A 15,541-nucleotide genomic window follows, 5' to 3' on the forward strand; every position below is an offset into this window, starting at 1 on the left:
GTCGTACGCCCAGCTCTGCCCGGTGGCCGTCCAGCCGCCCTTGACCCGGCGCACCGCGCCGTCCACGTCGAGCACCTTGAGCATGGCCCGTCGTTTCCCGCCTACTGCTGCGCGCAGAGGGTCAGTTGATGTAGACGTGCGGGTTGCCCGCGACCGAGCTGTCGATCACCGGCCCGTAGGTGGCGGTGAAGTAGCCGGTGGCGAAGCAGGTGCTCGGGCCGGAGACCTTGGTGAACGCCTGGGAGGCGAACCCGATGGTCTGACCGGTGTTGTCGGTGGTGCCGGAGATGCTGCCGGGCGCGCGGTAGACGCAGGTGGTGGTACCGAGGATGGTGTTCAGCACGACCGTGGTCTGCAGCGGACCGGCCGCCGTCGGGCTGAGCGTCACGGGGTTGCCGGCCGCGTCGCTGACCGAGTTGGTGTACGGCAGGTTGTTGACCGTGATGCTCTTGACGCCGGTGACACCGATGACGTTCGCGGTGCAGGAGCTGAAGGTGTGGCTGTTGAGGCTCTCGGTGGCCACGCCCGGGGCCGCCGGGTTGCTGGTCACCGTGGCGGAGAAGGCGGAGACGGCGCACTTGATGCCGCTCGTGCCGGTGGCACTGGAGTAGAAGGTGGCGTAGCTGCCGGGGACCAGGTTGGCGGTCAGGACGTCGCCGACGGCGACGGCGGGGCCGCCGACGGAGGTGTGGGTCAGCACGGCTGAACCGGCGGCCTGGGCCGGGGTGACGGCTGCGGTCGCCAGGGCGACGGCGGCCAGGGCCGCGGCGCCGAGGGTGCGGCTGATGCGCATGAGGGTGCCTCTCTCCGTACGAGCTGGGTGGGGGAGCCCGCGGGTTCGCGCTGGGATCGCGCGGCGGGAGCTGCCGCGGTGCACGCGGCAGGGTGGAGCGGAGTGGGGGTGCTGAGAACCTGCGGACACGCGTCCCGTGCCGTCGGCGGGCCCGGCGCCACGGGCCCCGCCGTCCGGCGAGGAGGTGCGGGAGGTGCGGTGGTGCGGGGGACCGCGGCGGTGCGGGCCGTGCGATGAGGTGCCTGAGTGGTGCACGTCGACGGCTGCCACCGCCGGGCATGCGTTCGCCATACTGAACAGTCGGAACGCGTGGAGGTTTCCGTCGGCTCAGCGCCGTTCGATTGGAAACCTGCGAGTGTTGTAAACCAGCCCTTGCGTCAATGTCAATACTGAGCACAGGAGTTGGCGATGGACCTGGATGCCGTTCACGGTGCCGAGGCACTGCTGCTGCCCGGGGCGCGGACCGGCCGCGACCCGGCGCGGTCGATCAAGCGCGGCCCGAGCCGGCTGCCCCCCGGCGTGGTCGCCGCCACCCAGCGGGAACGCCTGCTCGACGGACTGGTCCACACCGTGGCCGAGCACGGCTACCAGCGGGCGACGGTGAGCGACATCTGCCGCGCGGCCGGGGTCACCAGGCCGGTCTTCTACGAGCTGTTCAGCGGCAAGGAGGACGCCTTTCTGGCCACCCACCGGCACGGCACCGGCGTGGTGATCCGGCGGATGGCGGCGGCCTTCGCGGCGGCCCCGAACTGGTGCGCCGGGATCCACGACGCCCTGCGCGCGATGCTCGACCTGCTGGCCCGCGTCCCCGCCTTCGCCACCATGGCGGTGATCGAGGTGGAGTCGGTCGGCCCGGCCGGCCGCCGTGAGCGCGAGCAACTCCTCACCCGGTTCCGGGCGTTCTTCGCCGAGGTGCCCCCACTGCCGTGCGGCGTCGAGGTGCAGCCGCTGGTGGACGCGGTGGTCGGTGGCGTCTACAGCACCCTCTACCGCTGTGTCGACGCCGGCCGGACCGGCGAACTCCCGGCCGAACTGCCGATGTTGAGCCTGTTCTGCCTGGCGCCCTTCCTCGGTCCGGAGGAGGCCGCCCGGCAGCTGGCCGCGGCTCAGGGCCTGGTGCCGGCGCCTGCCTTGGCTCCCGTCCCGGCTCCCGTTCCGGCTTCGGAACCGGCCCTGGAAGCGGGCCCTTCGGTCGCGGACGATGATCCTTCGTGCACCCGTATTGACCCGCCGTCTACTGAGCAGTAGCTTCCCAGTAATCCATCTGCGGTCCGACCGGGCCCGCCCCGCTGCCGAGGGGCGGCCCACCCGGCCGGACCGCAGAACGCTGTCCGCGCCAGGACAACGTGCCAGTGCCTGCACATCCCACCACCCTAGGGAGCACACATGGCCACGTCCGATGACGCCGCCCCCACGCCCGAAAGCACCGACGCGCCCGCCGAGTCGAGAGGGCGGGTCCGCCTCCGGCGCACCGCCCTGATGGCCGTGCCGGCCGTCGTCGCCGGCGCCGTCCTGATGACCCTCACCGCGCAGGGCGTCCTCGCCGCCCAGTTCGCCATCTCCGGCATGCCGTTCACCGTCACGGCGGACAGCCTGGAGGGCGTCGGCTTCGAACAGTTCGGCAGCCTGGACCACATGATCGAGGGCAGCCCCAACGAGGGTGACACCGGCGGGCAGGTCCTGGTCGCCGTCTCGGCGATCAAGCAGGCCCAGCTCACCAAGCTCTGCCAGAGCGTCGACCTCGGCGGCATCAATCTGCTGATCAAGGCCGGCGACGACGGCACCCCCGTCACCGCCACCGACCTGACCACCGACTCGGACATGCTCTCCGGTGACGCGTCCTTCAAGAACATCGAGATCGGCGGGGACGCCAGCACCTACACCAAGGCGGGCGTCCAGGGCCTGCCGGGCGTGTTCGGACAACAGGCCGACACCGTCACCATCAACAACCTGCGGCAGCACAACTACGCCACCACCGCGGGTGCGTTCAAGCTCCCCCACCTGCGGCTGAGCTTCAGCTCGGAGGGCTGCTGACGGTGACCGATCCTGTACCCGACGGCGCCGGCCCGGCCGGGCGGGGCGCCGATGCCGCGGAGGGCGGGGCGGCCGTCGGCGCCGGGGTGTCCGGTGCCGCCGGTGGCTCCGCTGCTTCAGGTGCTCCAAGTGCTCCAGGTGGTTCCGCTGCTTCCGACGCTGCCGCGAGCACGGTGGCCGTCGCGCCCGCACCGCCGTCGACGCCCGTGGCGTCCGCCGGTCCCGCCGGGCCGGCGCACACCGGGCGTGGCTGGCGCGCCTGGCGGGGCCGGCGGCCGTTCTGGGGCGGTCTGCTGGTGCTGCTGGGCGGCGCCGAGGTCCTCTTCACGCTGAAGGCACCGCTGCCGGTCATCCTGCACATCGGGATGCAGGGGATGGCCGGCTACCTGGTGCCGGCCGTGATGACGATCTGCGGCGTGCTGATCCTGTTCAACCCGGCCCAGCGGCTGTTCTACTCCGTGCTCGCGGTGATCAGCTCGCTGGCCAGCTGGGTCACCTCCAACCTGGGGGGCTTCCTGATCGGCATGATCCTCGGAGTGGTGGGCGCCTGCCTGACCTTCGGGTGGCTGCCCGACCAGCCCCCGCGCCGGCGCCGGCTGCGCCGCGCGACCGGGGGCGAAGCGGCCGGCCCGGCCGGAGCCTGAGCCGGGCCGGCGACGGCGCGGCGTCCCGCCTGCGGTGAAGGGAGAGCACCGGAGGCGGGACGCCGCGCCCGTCAGGGTGCCGCCCCTGGTGCGGACGGCGGGGTCGGGAGTCCTGGACACGGGGGTCTGACGAAACCGGTGGGCCCGGGCCGGCCAGTACGGCGCCGTGGAACACCCGCGGCTGCCGCACAGCTGGCGGCAGTACGCGATGGGCTGCCCGACGCACTGCGGCTCGGCCCGCCGCGCGGCACGCCGTTGCCCGGGGAGGACCTTCGCGACCCGCGGCCGGTCGCCACCGGTCTGCCGCCCGCCCGCGACCGCCATGGCCCGCTCCAGGGGCGGCGCTGAGCCCCGGCCCCGACCTCAGCGGAAGCAGTACGAGTCCGAGGAGGCGTCGCCGCCCGCCAGGTGGGTCTGGTGCACCCGCAGACCGCCGAACTCCGCGCCGTGCGGGTAGAAGTGGGGGTCGACGCTGAGTCCGCCCGCCTCGGTGTCCGCGTCCAGCTTGATGATCCAGGGCTCGATGCCGTCCGGGTAGAACTGGTCGTCCCAGGCGCCGTACAGCGAGTTGGTGAGGTAGAGCCGCCGGCCGTCCCGGCTGATCTCGACCATCTGCGGGCCACCGCTCAGCGGCCGGCCGGGCTCGGCCGGGTGCGGCGTCCGCGCGGCCACCCCGCCGAGCCGCACCGAGCCCGCCGGGCGCGGGTGGAACGGGTCCGAGACGTCGAACTGGAACAACTCCCCGGTGCCCCAGGCGGATACGTACAACCAGCGGTCGTCCACCGACAGGTTGAGGTCCGTCACCAGCGGCGGCACCGCGCCGAACGGTTGCAGCGCCGGCGGCAGGTCCTCCGGCTTCGCCGGCTCGGCCGGTATCTCGATCACCTTGCGCGCGGTGAAGGCCGCCCCCTCCCGGTACCAGAGCCAGACCGAGGAGGAGAGGTCCTCGACGTTGGCCACCACGCCGACGAAGCCCCACTCCGCCTGCGGGTCGTGCGCCGGCCGCAGCTCCAGCACCATCTGGTACTGGTCGCCGAGGTCGACCCGCTGCAGGTGCCGCCCCGAGTCGAGCTCCCAGAAGTGCAGCGCGTGCCCGTACTTGCGGCCCAGCAGCAGCTCCGGCACCACGCCGTCCTCGACCATCCACGGCGTGCCCCACTCGCTGGTGACGCCGACGTTGGTCCCCAGGTGCCACCAGACGTCGTAGGCGAAGTGCTGCGGTCCGCGCTCCGTCTCCCAGGCCCGCAGGACGTCGAAGGTGGTGTGGTCGAGCAGCGCCACCCCGCCCGGCCCGTCGGCGCCGTCCCCGCTGCCGAGGCAGGACAGGAAGACGCCGTCCGGTCCGCAGTGCAGCGTGTGCGGGCGGGAGTACCCCGCTCTGGCCGCCAGCTCCTCGGCCGGGACGGTCTTCACCAGCCGCGGCCGCACCGGGTCCGGCCGGGTGTCCATCACGTGCAGCCGGGAGGAGCGCAGCCCGGGCAGCAGCAGGTAGCGCCGCTCCGGGTTCCGGTGGCAGGCGTGCGCGAGCGCGCTGGAGCAGGCGTTCCAGCCGAAGTGGTGCAGCTCGTCACCGAGCCCCGGCAGCTCGGCGAAGTTCAGCACCCGGCCGTAGCTCGGCGAGGCCGGATCGGTGTCCACGGTGATCAGCGCGTCCGGCCGCTGCGCCGACCGGTCGAATCCGGCGACGTAGGCCAGCCGCTCCGGTGGTGCGGCGATCGCCTCCGCCGCTGTGCGGTAGAGGGAGGGATCGTGGTGGCCCGGCTGCGGATGGTCTCCGTGCGGCATGTTCGCTCCTCAACTCGCCTCGTGGGCAAGGAAGGTGACAGTGGCCCGGGCAGCGTGCCACAGAACCGCGGGCGCACAGCAGGCGCACGGGGGGCGGAGCGGCCCGGTCCGGCCCCGCCGCGAGGCCCGCCGGCGCGGTCCGCCGGACCTTTCGCCGCGCCCGGGGCGGCTCCCGCCGGGCAGGGCGGAGCTACCGGCCGGTATCGTCGGTGCTCCGGATGGGCGGTCCTGCCACGGCAGGCGGAGCAGAGAACGGGTACGGCGGACATGGAGTTCCGAGAAGACATCCTGGGTGCCCCCTACGAGGCGGTCGAGCTGCCGCTCGCCCCCGACGAGGAGGGCGCCGTCAGCGCCACCCTGGTACGCCGGCTCGTCCCGGGCAGCGACCGCGCGGTGCTCTACGTCCACGGGTACGTGGACTACTTCTTCCAGACCCACCTCGCCGACCACTTCGTCGAGCGCGGCTTCTCCTTCTACGCCCTCGACCTGCGCAAGTACGGCCGCTCGCTGCGCCCGCACCAGTCGCCGAACTTCGTCCGCGACCTCGCCGCCTACGACGAGGAACTCGACGCCGCGGTGCGGGTCGTCCGGGAGACCGACGGGCACCGCGAACTGCTGGTCAACGGCCACTCCACCGGCGGCCTGGTGACCGCCCTGTGGGCCGGGCGCCGCGCCGGGCGGGGCGTGGTCGACGGACTCTTCCTCAACAGCCCGTTCCTCTCGATGCCCGCCGCCCCGGCCGTCCGCACCCTCGGCGGCCCCGCCGTGCAGGCCCTCGGCCGCCTCGCCGCCACCCGCAAGCTGCCCTCCACGCTCAACCCGCACTACGTGCACAGCCTGCACCGCGACCACCGCGGCGAATGGGACTTCGACCTGGGACTCAAGCCGGCCGAGGGCTTCCCCCTCTACGCCGGCTGGCTGGCCGCCATCGACCGCGGCCAGCGCCGCGTCCGGCGCGGGCTCGGCATCGACGTCCCCGTGCTGCTGATGGCCTCCACCGCCTCGATCGCCACCACCACCTGGCAGGCCAGGCTGCACCACGCCGACGCCGTGCTGCGGGCCGACGACATCGCCGCCCAGGGCCCACGCCTGGGCCGGCACGTCACGATCGTGCGGATCGAGGACGGCATGCACGACCTCGTGCTGTCCGGCGAGTCCGCCCGCACCCAGGTCTTCACCGAGCTCGACCGCTGGCTCGGCGCCTACCTGCCGGCGTCCGGATGAACCCGCCGGGCCCGCACGAGGAGGAGCCGGTCCCGGTCGGGCGGCCGACCGACCTCGGGTACGCCAAGCTCATGCCCGACATCGACCGCGACGGCGGCTGGCTGCTGACCCTCGACGGCACCCCGCAGTCCTACGTCGACCTCGGCGACCCGACCCACCTGGAGTTCGAGTACACCCGGCGGATCGGCCACCTGGTCGACGCCCTCGCCCCCGCCGGGCGGCCGGTCGACGCGCTCCACCTGGGCGGCGGCGCCCTCACCCTGCCCCGCTACCTCGCCGCCACCCGCCCCGGCTCGCGCCAGCGGGTGGCCGAGGTCGACGGCCCGCTGCTCGCGCTCGTCGAGGAGCACCTGCCGTGGCAGGGCCCGGGGGCGGACATCACGACGACGGTCGGCGACGCGCGGGCGGCCCTGGCGGCCGTCCCGGCCGGCTCGCTGGACCTCGTCGTCGCCGACGTCTTCCACGGGTCGCGCACCCCGGCGCACCTCACCTCGGTGGAGTTCCTCCGGCTGGCGGCCGCCGCGCTGCGCCCCGGCGGCTGCTACGCCGCCAACCTCGCGGACGGCCCGCCGCTCGCCTTCGCCCGCGCCCAGGCGGCGACGGTGCGAGCCGTGTTCCCGGAGGCCTGCCTGATCGCCGAGGCGCCGGTGCTGCGCGGCCGCCGCTACGGCAACATCCTGCTGGCCGGCTCCACCGGTCCGCTCCCGGTGGCCGACCTCTCGCGCCGTCTCGCCGCGGACATCTTCCCCGCCCGGCTCACCGAGGGCGCCGACCTGGCCGCCTTCACCGCCCGCACGGCGGCGGTCACCGACGCCGCGGCGACGGACTCCCCGCCGCCCCCGGACGGCGCCTTCAGCGTCGGCTGACGGGCTGCCGCGCGCCCGGCGCGCCGGAGCGCCGCGCGCCCTGGTTCACGCCCGACGGTGTCAGAATCGGCGGGTCCGAGCCAGGAGCACGTCCGAGAGTCCGAGGGAGCGCGTGATGAGCAGCGGCGAGCGGCCCGAGCTGGGGGAAGTGCCGGAGACGGCCCTGTGGACGCTCTGGCACCGGGCGGTGGAGGCCCGGCGGCCGGACACCGTGCTCGACGACCCGAAGGCCGTCGAGCTGGTCGAGCGGATCGACTTCCCCTTCGCCGAGCGCTTCGGCGCGAGCGCCCTGTCCGCCCAGCTCCAGGCGCTCCGGGCGGCCTGCTTCGACCGCGAGGTCGCCGACTTCCTGGCCCGGGAGCCGCGCGGCACCGTGGTCTGCCTGGGGGAGGGGCTGGAGACCCAGTACTGGCGGGTCGACAACGGGCGGGCCCGGTGGCTCACCGTGGACCTGCCCGAGTCGGTGGCCCTGCGCGAGCAACTGCTCCCGCCCGGCCCGCGCCAGCGCTACCTGGCCGCCGACGCCACCGAGCTGGGCTGGACCGAGGAGGTGGACCGCGACCAGGCGGTCCTGATCACCACCCAGGGCCTGCTGATGTACCTCCCGCCGCCCCGGGTGAAGGCCCTGATCGCGGGCTGCGCCGAACGCTTCCCCGGCGGCTCGCTGGTGCTGGACGCCGTACCGCGCTGGTTCAGCCGGCTCACCCTGACCGGGAGGATGCGCTCCCACGACTACGAGCCGCCGCCGATGCCGTGGGCGATGGACGCCCGCGAGCGGGGCGGGCTGCGCACCGCGAGTCCGGCGGTGGCCGCGGTGCGCGACGTCCGGCCGGTCGGCGCCCGAGGCCTGCTCGGGGTCCTCCTCCCGCTCGCCCTCACCGTCCCCCCGCTGGCCACCCACCGCCCCTCGGTCACCGTCCTGGACTTCGCCGGGCAGCCGTAGCCGGCGGGATCCCCCGGTGGATCAGGAGGGGGCCTCGGCACCAGCTAGGCGCCTTGGCCGAGCGCCGTCTCCGGGGTGAGACGCCGTCAGGCCCGCCCCCGGGTGGGGGCGGGCCTGACGGCGTCGGGGTGACCCGGGGGTCAGTCGGAGGGCTCGACGTCGATGTCGACGCGTTCCTGGTAGAAGGCGATCAGCCCGGTCAGGGCCTCCATGCCGCTCAGCGGGACGGGGTAGGACCAGGCGATGGAGCCGCCCTCGCCGTGGGAGGCGAGCGCGTAGTGCACGGCGTTGCCCTTGTAGGGGCAGTAGGTGCTCTCCCAGGAGGGGGCGAGCAGTTCGCGGCGCACGTCCTCGGGCGGGATGTAGTACCGGACGGGGTAGCGGCCCTCCAGGACCACGATCGGCCGCTGGCTGTCGGCGAGCACGGTGTCACCGGCGCGTACGACGATCCGGCCGCGGCCGGGCTCCACCAGGATGCCGGCGTTGATGTGGTGCACGGAGCCGGCGGCGGAGAGGTCCGGGGCGGCGCCGGGCCGGGTGCCGCGGTCGGAGCGGTGGTCAGCCACGGGACACCGCCGGGCTCTGGACGGTGCCCGCCGCGCCCGCGCCGCCCGCGGTGCCGCCGGGTGGCGGTGCGGCGGCGGGGGTGCGGGCTTCGGCGAAGCGCGCCCACAGGGCCACGCCCGCCCCGACCGCGCACAGCACCGCGGCGACCAGGACGGCGTGGTCGGTCCCGGCGGCCATCGCGTAGCGCGGCCCGCGGTCGTCGGTGGCCTGGCCGGCGACGGTCAGCGTGATGGCGACGCCGAGCGCCGAACCCAGGTAGCGGGCGGTGTTGTTGGCGCCCGAACCCATGGCCGCCCGGTCCGCGGGCACGCTGCTGACGGCCAGCCGGGCGAGGGCCGCGTTGAGGACGCCGCTGCCGACGCCGGCGAGCACGAGGCCGGGGGCGAAGTGCGTCCAGGAGCCGTCGGGGGTCATGCCGTAGAGGGCGGCCTCGCCGATGCCGCACAGCAGCAGGGAGGCGGCGACCTGGGTGGTGGCGGACATCCGGTTGGCGAGGCGGCGGGCCTGGAGGGCGGAGACGACGGACAGGCCGGACCAGATCGCGAGCACCAGGGAGGCCACCAGGGGGGTCTCCCCGGCGGACTTCTGGAGGGCCATCGGCAGGTAGCTCATCAGGCCGACGATGGCCAGGCCGGTGAACAGCGCGCCGCCGCTGGAGGCGATGAAGCCGGGGCTGCGGAACAGCGCGAGGTCGAGCATCGGTTCGGCGATCCTGGCCTCGACCAGGACGAACAGCACGAGCAGCAGCACGCCGAGGCCGAGCAGGAGCAGGACGGGGGTGCGGCCCCAGCCGTGCCGGCCCTCGGCGAGGCCGGCGATGAGGCAGGAGGCACCGGCGCCGAGGGTGGCGACACCCAGCAGGTCGAGCTTGCGGGGCCGGTCGTTGCGGGACTCCTGCAAGCCGTACGCGGTGAGCGCGATCAGCAGGGCGGACAGCACCGAGAGCACCCAGTACACCGAGCGCCAGCCGCCGGCGCGCTCCAGCAGCGCCGCGTAGACCGGGCCGACGGCGATGCCCAGGCCCACCGAGGCGCCCCACATGCCGAGCGCCCGCACCCGGCCGGGGCCGACCGGGTAGACGTGGCCGATCAGGCCGAGGGTGGGGGCGAGCACGGCCGCCGCGGCACAGCCCTGGAGGACGCGGCCGATCAGGAACACGGTGGGGCCGGTGGCGGCCGCGGAGACGGCGGTGGAGATCAGGAGCAGCACCGCGCCGGCGCCGAAGACCCGCTTGCGGCCGTAGTCGTCGGCGGCACTGCCCATCGTGAGGAGCAGGGCGGCCAGGCCGACCAGGGTGCCGGTGAGCACCCAGGTCTGGGCGGAGGAGCCGAGGCCGAGGTCGGCGGCGGTGGGCGACAGGGTGGTGAGCGGGGAGGTGTAGTCGACGAGGACGAGGAGGGTGCCGAAGGCGGCGATCGAGAGGGTGAGGGCCGGGCGGCGGCCCTGGGGCGGCGGGCTGGGCGTCATCGGGGTGGTCCTCGCTGCGATGGGAGGTGGGAGAGGGTCCGATCTAAGGTCTGTTCATTGAACTCAACTGAATCTATCACGCCGGGTTCGGTGAAGGAACCTTCGGCTAGACTGGTCCGCATGGCGCTCGGAACCGATTACGCACAGCAGGACTGCTCGCTCGCCCGGGCGCTGGAGGTGGTGGGGGAGCGCTGGAGTCTGCTGATCGTCCGCGACGCCTTCTACGGGGTCCACCGCTTCAATGACTTCCTCGCTCACCTCGACATCCCGCGTGCGGTCCTCACCAGCCGTCTGCAGGCCCTGGTGGCCGCGGGCGTGCTGCACAAGGAGCCCTACCAGAGCTCCCCGGTGCGCTACGGCTACGTCCTGACGGCGGCCGGGCGCGAGCTGTGGCAGCCGATCTACGGGCTGGCGCAGTGGGGGGAGCGCAACGCCTCCAGCGGCGGGCCGCGCACGGTCTTCAGCCACGCGGCCTGCGGGACGCGGCTCGACCCGCTGGGCGCCTGCCCGGTGTGCGGCGGAGTGGTCGCTCCCGAGCACATCACGATGCAGCCGGGCCCGAGCGCACAGGCCCGGCTGCGCCAGGACCCGGTCTCGCGCGCGCTGGCCAAGCCGCACCGGCTGTTGACGCTGGTGTCGCCCGACGCGGACTGACCCGCCGGCCCGGCGCACGCGCGAACGCCCGCCCGCCCGGCCCCGGAGGGCTGGGCAGGCGGGTCCGTCCGGCGCCGGCCGCGCCCGCGCGGCCCGGCAGGGTGGCAACGGCGAGGTCCGGGGTCCGGGTTACAGGGTCAGCGCGGCTCGGCGACCAGCAGCCGGCTGTCCAGCGGCAGGTCGTGGACCGCCGCGAGGGTGAAGCCGGCCCGCTCCAGCAGGCCGGAGTACTCCGCGGTGCTGCGCTCGAAGCCGCCGGCGATGGCGAGCATGTGGACGTCGAACCAGGCGGCCAGGGACGGGGTCCCGTCCTCGGGGATGACGCGCTCGATGATCAACAGGGCGCCGTCGGCGGTGACGGCCTCGCGGATGCGCTCCAGCACCCGGACGCACGCCTCGTCGTCGCGTCCGTGCAGGACGCGCGAGAGCAGGTACACGTCACTGCCGGCGGGGACCTTCTCGTAGTAGTCGCCGCTCTCGAAGCCGATGCGATCGGCGTCGGGGGAGTCGGCGAGCTCCGTGCGGGCGGCTTCGATGACGTGCGCGGTGTCGAACAGGACGCCGGACAGGGCGGGGTGGGCGCGCAGCACGGTGGTGAGCAGGGCGCCGTTGCCGCCGGCTATGTCGACGACGGTACGGGCGCGGGAGAAGTCGTAGAGGGCGGGGACGGGCTCGAAGAAGGAGGAACTGGCGGCCATCGCCCGGTCGAAGCGGGCGGTGAGCTCGGGGGTGCGGGCGAAGTAGGGGTACATGGCGGCGCCGTGGACGTGTTCGAAGGCGTTCTCGCCGGTGCGCACGGTGTGCAGCAACTGGCCCCAGCCGGCGTAGAACTCGTCGCCGTAGAGCAGGGCGAGGTCGCGCATGGAGCCGTGCTCCTCGGTGCGCAGGGTGCGGCCCAGGTCGGTGGTCCGGTAGCGGCCGTCGGCGTCGGCGGCCAGCACGTCGAGCTCGACGAGGAAGCGCAGCAGCCGGGTCAGCGAGGGCTGGTGGGTGGCGGTGCGCTCGGCGAGTTCGGCGGCGGTGGCGGGCTCGGCGGCCAGGAGGTCGGCCAGGCCCAGGGTGGCGGCGGTGTGCACGGCCTGGGTGGCCCAGGGGCCGATGAGCAGGTCCATCATGCGGCGGGCAGCGGTGTCGGTCATCGTGGGGACTCTCCTGCGATCGGGGTAAGGGGGCCGGAGGGACGTGCGGTCAGGCGAGGGCGAGAGCACGGCGGCGCAGGTTCTCCACGCCGGTGTGCAGGCAGCCGCGGGCGATGGCGTCGCCCTGGATGAGGGTGCGGGAACCGACGTGGGGCCGGGCGCCGATGGCGGTGACCCACTGGACGGACTCGACCGGGGGGCCGTAGGAGAAGCGGCCCCGGTGGGCGGTGCCCTCGGAGTCGAGCAGGCGGAAGGAGACCTCGGCGACGTCGAGGCCGCCGGTGGTGTAGGGCTCGCCCTGCGCGTCGGGGATGACGTGGGGGCGGGCCCCGCCGGTCTCGATCAGGCGGCGCAGCAGCGGATCGGTGGCGCGGCGCACGTCGGTGAGGGCGAGGTGGGCCTCCAGGAGGGCCTCGGTGGCCAGCGGAGCCTCGTCGACGAAGGGGGAGGAGACGAGGAAGCGCCCGGTGGCCTCGTCGGCCTCGACCTTCATGCGCGGGCCGACCAGGTGGACGGTTCCGGCGCGCACGAGGGCGTCGAGCTCCTCGACGCGGGCGGTGGGGGGGCCGCTGGCGATGTAGTTGTTGAGCCCGCTGAACCAGCGGTCCACGTGGTCGCGGTAGGAGCCGCCGCGCAGGCCCTGGTGGGATATCACCTGGCGGATCTCGTCCCGCAGGTCGCGCATGATGGCGGCGGTGGCCTTGAAGGGGCTGTGGGCCGGGCCCAGGGCGGACTGTTCGAGGTCCCAGCCCAGCCGGCCGGTGACCCAGTCCCGGTAGGCGGCGCGGTCGGCGAAGCGGCGCTCCAGGCTGGGGCGGTCGACCTGGTCCCAGTCCCAGTGCTGGTCGGGGTCCTCGAACCGGTCGGTGATCAGCTGCCGCATGGCGGGGGTGTCCCAGTCCAGGTCGGCGTAGGCGGCCAGGAAGCCCTCGCGCTCGGCCTCGGGCGCGTCGGCGAGACGGCTGCGGTAGTAGACGTAGCCGACCTCCTTGGCGATGTAGGGCCACAGGTCGGCGCGGAAGTCCAGTTCGCCCCGGCCGGCGGCGCGGCGCAGGCGGGTGATGACCTCGGCGGTGAGGAAGCGCGGCTGGTAGCGGGGGACGACCTCCAGGTGCACCTCGGCGCGGGCGAGGTAGGGCACGCCGCGCCCCGAGCCGGCGTACAGCAGCGGTTCACGGCCGGACGGGTGGTAGTGCAGCACGCCGTCCCCGTCGCGCTCGAAGCGTCCGCCGCGGCCCTGGGTGAAGAGGGTGACGTAGTCGTAGAAGCTGAGACCCAGGCCGCGTAGCACCAGGGGCCGGCCGGCCGGGATGGCGTCGAGGTCGCATTCGGCGGGGCTGAGGGGTTCGCGGTAGAGCAGGCCGTGGCGGTCGGCGAAGTCCTTCAAGTCCTGCTGGCCCTTGGTCGGGGCGACGTCGAAGTGGCCCTGGGCGAGGACGACGGCGTCGCACTCCAGGGGCTGCTCCTCGCCGTCCAGGTGCAGGAGCTGGGTGCCGCGCTCGGTGTCGTCGACGGCGGTGGCGCGGGTGGCGTGGACGTGGACGGTGACCTGGGCGGGGGCGGTGCGGATGATCTCCTGCAGGGCCCAGCGCAGGTAGGCGCCGTTGAAGGCGCGGCTGCCGTAGGACCAGGGCAGCATGCCGGAGGCCTCCTGGCGTTCGGCGTCGGTGACGTCGGTGACGCGGCCCTCGGCGACCAGGCGGGCGAACTGGTACTGGGTGGGGCCGGGCAGGATGGGGCCCTCGCAGGGGACGGACTCGTCGGTGAAGACGGTGACGTCGGAGGCGACGGTGTTCATCAGCAGGGAGCGGTCCTGGTCGCGTCGCCAGACGCGGCCGCCGCCGGCGGGGTACGGGTCGATGAGGTGCACCTCGACGGGGACCGTGGGCGCCACCAGCGCGGCGTTGGCGCACAGCCGCTCCAGGGCGACGACGCCACGCGGTCCGGCGCCCACGATCCCGACACGGAGGATGGCTTGGCTGGTGGTCACAGGGCGGGTTCCTTTCCCGGGGTGGAGGTGGCGCTGTCGGCGGCGGAGCCGCCCGGGGCGGCGGCGTCCTGGGGGAGTTCGCCGAACAGCAGGGGGAAGTAGTCGATGTCGCGGCGCAGGGCCTGGAAGAGCTCCGCGCCGGGCAGCTCGGTGGTGCCGGCGCCGGGGCGGGCGGGGCCGTCGAGCAGCCGGCGGTTGCGTTCGGTGCTGGCGCGGGAGAGCGGCAGGCGGCCGGGGGAGTGGTAGCGCACGGCGCCGTCGCGGTCGCGGCGCGGGATGACCTCGGAGCGGGCGTGGCGGCTGGCGCTGAAGGGGATGTCGAGGCGGCCGGCGGCGAAGGCGGTGACGATCGCGCTGTCCAACCGCGGGGCGGCCAGGACGGGTTCCACGATCTCGGCGGTCTCGCGCAGGATCCACTCCAGTTCCTCGGCGACGGCGCCCTCGTCGACGGTGATGAAGTCGAGCAGGGGGGAGCGGGCGACGGCGGCCAGGCGCAGCCCGGCGGCGTTGGCGGCGGCGTCGGGGATGCCGTGGGCCTCCTGGTAGGTCTTGGTGATGAGCTTGGAGGCGCCGCCCAGGCGGGCGGTGATGGCGCCGTAGAAGATGAGGTCGTCGGCGTGGTGGCGCCGGCGGGGGAAGACGCCCATGAACTCGTGGAGCACGGCGTGGACGTCGAGGCCGGCGGGCAGGTAGCGGGCGGCCAGGACGGGCACGGCGCGCAGGGCGGCGATGTCCTGGGCGAGGTGGCCGCTCTGCGGGTAGGAGACGCTGATGCACCGCACGCCCGCCGCGGCCGCGGCGACGGCCTCCAGCACGCTGATGGCCAGGCTGATGGACGGCGGGATCAGGACCGCGGTGAGGGTGCCGAACAGCTCCCGGTCCATGACCACGCCCAGGTGCGCGAGTTCGCCGCAGAGCTGGTCGACCTCGGTCCAGGCGGCCAGCGAGTCGGCGAGGGGCACGTCCTTGGAGTAGGGCAGGTTGTAGGAGATGCCGCCGCCCTCGAAGGAGGTGATGCCGCAGGCCACGGCGGTGGCGAAGAGCTCGCGCGGGTCGGGGGAGCCGTGCCGGATCTCCAGCGGGACGGCGACCAGTTCGTTCAGCTCCCGTCCGCGCTGCCAGCCGTGCGTGACCAGCGGATAGCCGTTGAGGGTGCGGTGGTCGGTGCGCAGGGCCCGGGCGGCGTGCTCGAAGCGGCGCAGCCGGGTGTGCGAGTCGATGGTGAGGGTGAGCAGGTCGGGGCGGCCTTCGGTCTCCAGCTCCTTGAGCAGGACGGCCATTTCGCGGTGCCCGCCGACCCCGCAGCGCGGCTGCAGGGCGGTGCGTCCGCTGGTCCGGGCGCGGGCCAGCACCTCGGCGGCGGTGGGCTTGCCGAGCTGGGTGATGTAGGCCGCCGACTCCTCCAGGGTGGGCGGCGCGGGGGCGGTGGGCACGG

14 protein-coding genes are annotated in these 15,541 nt (G+C 74.3%); 7 read left to right on the plus strand and 7 right to left on the minus strand.

Going from position 1 to position 15,541, the window contains the following annotated elements:
* Positions 1 to 121: 121 nt before the first annotated feature.
* Positions 122 to 793 carry a Tat pathway signal sequence domain protein gene (locus tag ABT263_RS23400; protein ID WP_352292924.1) on the minus strand — a complete coding sequence of 224 codons (672 nt, stop codon included), beginning with the start codon at positions 791 to 793 and terminating at the stop codon, positions 122 to 124.
* 408 nt (positions 794 to 1,201) lie between these two features.
* On the opposite strand from ABT263_RS23400, the gene ABT263_RS23405 reads away from it, so the two are divergent.
* The 3 genes from ABT263_RS23405 (at position 1,202) to ABT263_RS23415 (ending at position 3,471) form a co-directional block, all read left to right on the plus strand.
* Positions 1,202 to 2,041 carry a TetR/AcrR family transcriptional regulator gene (locus ABT263_RS23405; RefSeq protein ID WP_352292926.1) on the plus strand — a complete coding sequence of 280 codons (840 nt, stop codon included), beginning with the start codon at positions 1,202 to 1,204 and terminating at the stop codon, positions 2,039 to 2,041.
* A 138-nt stretch (positions 2,042 to 2,179) separates the two neighbouring features.
* Complete coding sequence (locus ABT263_RS23410; RefSeq protein ID WP_352292928.1) at positions 2,180 to 2,827, plus strand: DUF6230 family protein; 648 nt, start codon at positions 2,180 to 2,182, stop codon at positions 2,825 to 2,827.
* Positions 2,828 to 3,033: 206 nt separating this feature from the next.
* Positions 3,034 to 3,471: a DUF6114 domain-containing protein gene (locus tag ABT263_RS23415; protein WP_352292930.1), complete on the plus strand. Its 438-nt coding sequence runs from the start codon at positions 3,034 to 3,036 to the stop codon at positions 3,469 to 3,471.
* Positions 3,472 to 3,834: 363 nt separating this feature from the next.
* Here ABT263_RS23415 and ABT263_RS23420 read toward each other — a convergent pair whose 3' ends face one another.
* The gene (locus ABT263_RS23420; protein ID WP_352292932.1) at positions 3,835 to 5,256 is read right to left on the minus strand and encodes a selenium-binding protein SBP56-related protein; all 1,422 of its coding nucleotides are present in this window, start codon (positions 5,254 to 5,256) and stop codon (positions 3,835 to 3,837) included.
* Positions 5,257 to 5,523: 267 nt separating this feature from the next.
* On the opposite strand from ABT263_RS23420, the gene ABT263_RS23425 reads away from it, so the two are divergent.
* From ABT263_RS23425 to ABT263_RS23435, 3 genes are all read left to right on the plus strand, one after another.
* Entirely contained in the window at positions 5,524 to 6,480 is a 957-nt protein-coding gene (locus ABT263_RS23425; protein WP_352292934.1) for an alpha/beta hydrolase, read from the plus strand.
* Complete coding sequence (locus tag ABT263_RS23430) at positions 6,477 to 7,346, plus strand: spermidine synthase (RefSeq protein ID WP_352292936.1); 870 nt, start codon at positions 6,477 to 6,479, stop codon at positions 7,344 to 7,346. Before ABT263_RS23425 ends, ABT263_RS23430 begins: the two co-directional genes overlap by 4 nt.
* A 115-nt stretch (positions 7,347 to 7,461) precedes the next feature.
* Positions 7,462 to 8,289 carry a class I SAM-dependent methyltransferase gene (locus ABT263_RS23435; protein ID WP_352292938.1) on the plus strand — a complete coding sequence of 276 codons (828 nt, stop codon included), beginning with the start codon at positions 7,462 to 7,464 and terminating at the stop codon, positions 8,287 to 8,289.
* Between the two features lie 140 nt (positions 8,290 to 8,429).
* Here ABT263_RS23435 and ABT263_RS23440 read toward each other — a convergent pair whose 3' ends face one another.
* Both ABT263_RS23440 and ABT263_RS23445 read right to left on the minus strand, forming a co-directional pair.
* On the minus strand, positions 8,430 to 8,855 hold the full coding sequence (locus ABT263_RS23440; protein WP_352292940.1) for a DUF427 domain-containing protein: 426 nt from the start codon (positions 8,853 to 8,855) through the stop codon (positions 8,430 to 8,432).
* Positions 8,848 to 10,323 (minus strand): MFS transporter, encoded by a 1,476-nt coding sequence (locus tag ABT263_RS23445; RefSeq protein ID WP_352292942.1) that lies wholly within the window; start codon positions 10,321 to 10,323, stop codon positions 8,848 to 8,850. The genes ABT263_RS23440 and ABT263_RS23445 overlap by 8 nt, the downstream gene beginning before the upstream one ends.
* Positions 10,324 to 10,443: 120 nt before the next feature.
* Between ABT263_RS23445 and ABT263_RS23450 the strand changes: the two genes are divergently transcribed.
* The gene (locus ABT263_RS23450; RefSeq protein ID WP_329486093.1) at positions 10,444 to 10,977 is read left to right on the plus strand and encodes a winged helix-turn-helix transcriptional regulator; all 534 of its coding nucleotides are present in this window, start codon (positions 10,444 to 10,446) and stop codon (positions 10,975 to 10,977) included.
* Between the two features lie 137 nt (positions 10,978 to 11,114).
* Here the strand turns inward: ABT263_RS23450 and ABT263_RS23455 are convergent, their stop codons facing one another.
* Genes ABT263_RS23455 through ABT263_RS23465 form a run of 3 tightly spaced genes read right to left on the minus strand, consistent with a single transcriptional unit; the run spans position 11,115 to position 15,539 of the window.
* Positions 11,115 to 12,116: a methyltransferase gene (locus ABT263_RS23455; RefSeq protein ID WP_352292944.1), complete on the minus strand. Its 1,002-nt coding sequence runs from the start codon at positions 12,114 to 12,116 to the stop codon at positions 11,115 to 11,117.
* Between the two features lie 49 nt (positions 12,117 to 12,165).
* The gene (locus ABT263_RS23460) at positions 12,166 to 14,106 is read right to left on the minus strand and encodes an FAD/NAD(P)-binding protein (protein WP_352292946.1); all 1,941 of its coding nucleotides are present in this window, start codon (positions 14,104 to 14,106) and stop codon (positions 12,166 to 12,168) included.
* Positions 14,103 to 15,539, minus strand: coding sequence for a methylaspartate mutase (locus ABT263_RS23465; RefSeq protein ID WP_352292948.1), 1,437 nt, complete (start codon positions 15,537 to 15,539; stop codon positions 14,103 to 14,105). The genes ABT263_RS23460 and ABT263_RS23465 overlap by 4 nt, the downstream gene beginning before the upstream one ends.
* Positions 15,540 to 15,541 lie beyond the last annotated feature (2 nt).

Origin of the sequence: Kitasatospora sp. NPDC001603, assembly GCF_040298365.1 — a bacterium.
Classification (GTDB): Bacteria; Actinomycetota; Actinomycetes; order Streptomycetales; family Streptomycetaceae; genus Kitasatospora.

Excerpts from the sequence above, each read along its gene's own strand:
- ABT263_RS23425 (WP_352292934.1), top strand. The coding sequence starts at position 5,524 with ATGGAGTTCCGAGAAGACATCCTGGGTGCCCCCTACGAGGCGGTCGAG.
- ABT263_RS23410 (WP_352292928.1), top strand. The coding sequence starts at position 2,180 with ATGGCCACGTCCGATGACGCCGCCCCCACGCCCGAAAGCACCGACGCG.
- ABT263_RS23430 (WP_352292936.1), top strand. The coding sequence starts at position 6,477 with ATGAACCCGCCGGGCCCGCACGAGGAGGAGCCGGTCCCGGTCGGGCGG.
- ABT263_RS23450 (WP_329486093.1), top strand. The coding sequence starts at position 10,444 with ATGGCGCTCGGAACCGATTACGCACAGCAGGACTGCTCGCTCGCCCGG.
- ABT263_RS23455 (WP_352292944.1), bottom strand. The coding sequence starts at position 12,116 with ATGACCGACACCGCTGCCCGCCGCATGATGGACCTGCTCATCGGCCCC.
- ABT263_RS23445 (WP_352292942.1), bottom strand. The coding sequence starts at position 10,323 with ATGACGCCCAGCCCGCCGCCCCAGGGCCGCCGCCCGGCCCTCACCCTC.
- ABT263_RS23420 (WP_352292932.1), bottom strand. The coding sequence starts at position 5,256 with ATGCCGCACGGAGACCATCCGCAGCCGGGCCACCACGATCCCTCCCTC.
- ABT263_RS23435 (WP_352292938.1), top strand. The coding sequence starts at position 7,462 with ATGAGCAGCGGCGAGCGGCCCGAGCTGGGGGAAGTGCCGGAGACGGCC.
- ABT263_RS23400 (WP_352292924.1), bottom strand. The coding sequence starts at position 793 with ATGCGCATCAGCCGCACCCTCGGCGCCGCGGCCCTGGCCGCCGTCGCC.
- ABT263_RS23405 (WP_352292926.1), top strand. The coding sequence starts at position 1,202 with ATGGACCTGGATGCCGTTCACGGTGCCGAGGCACTGCTGCTGCCCGGG.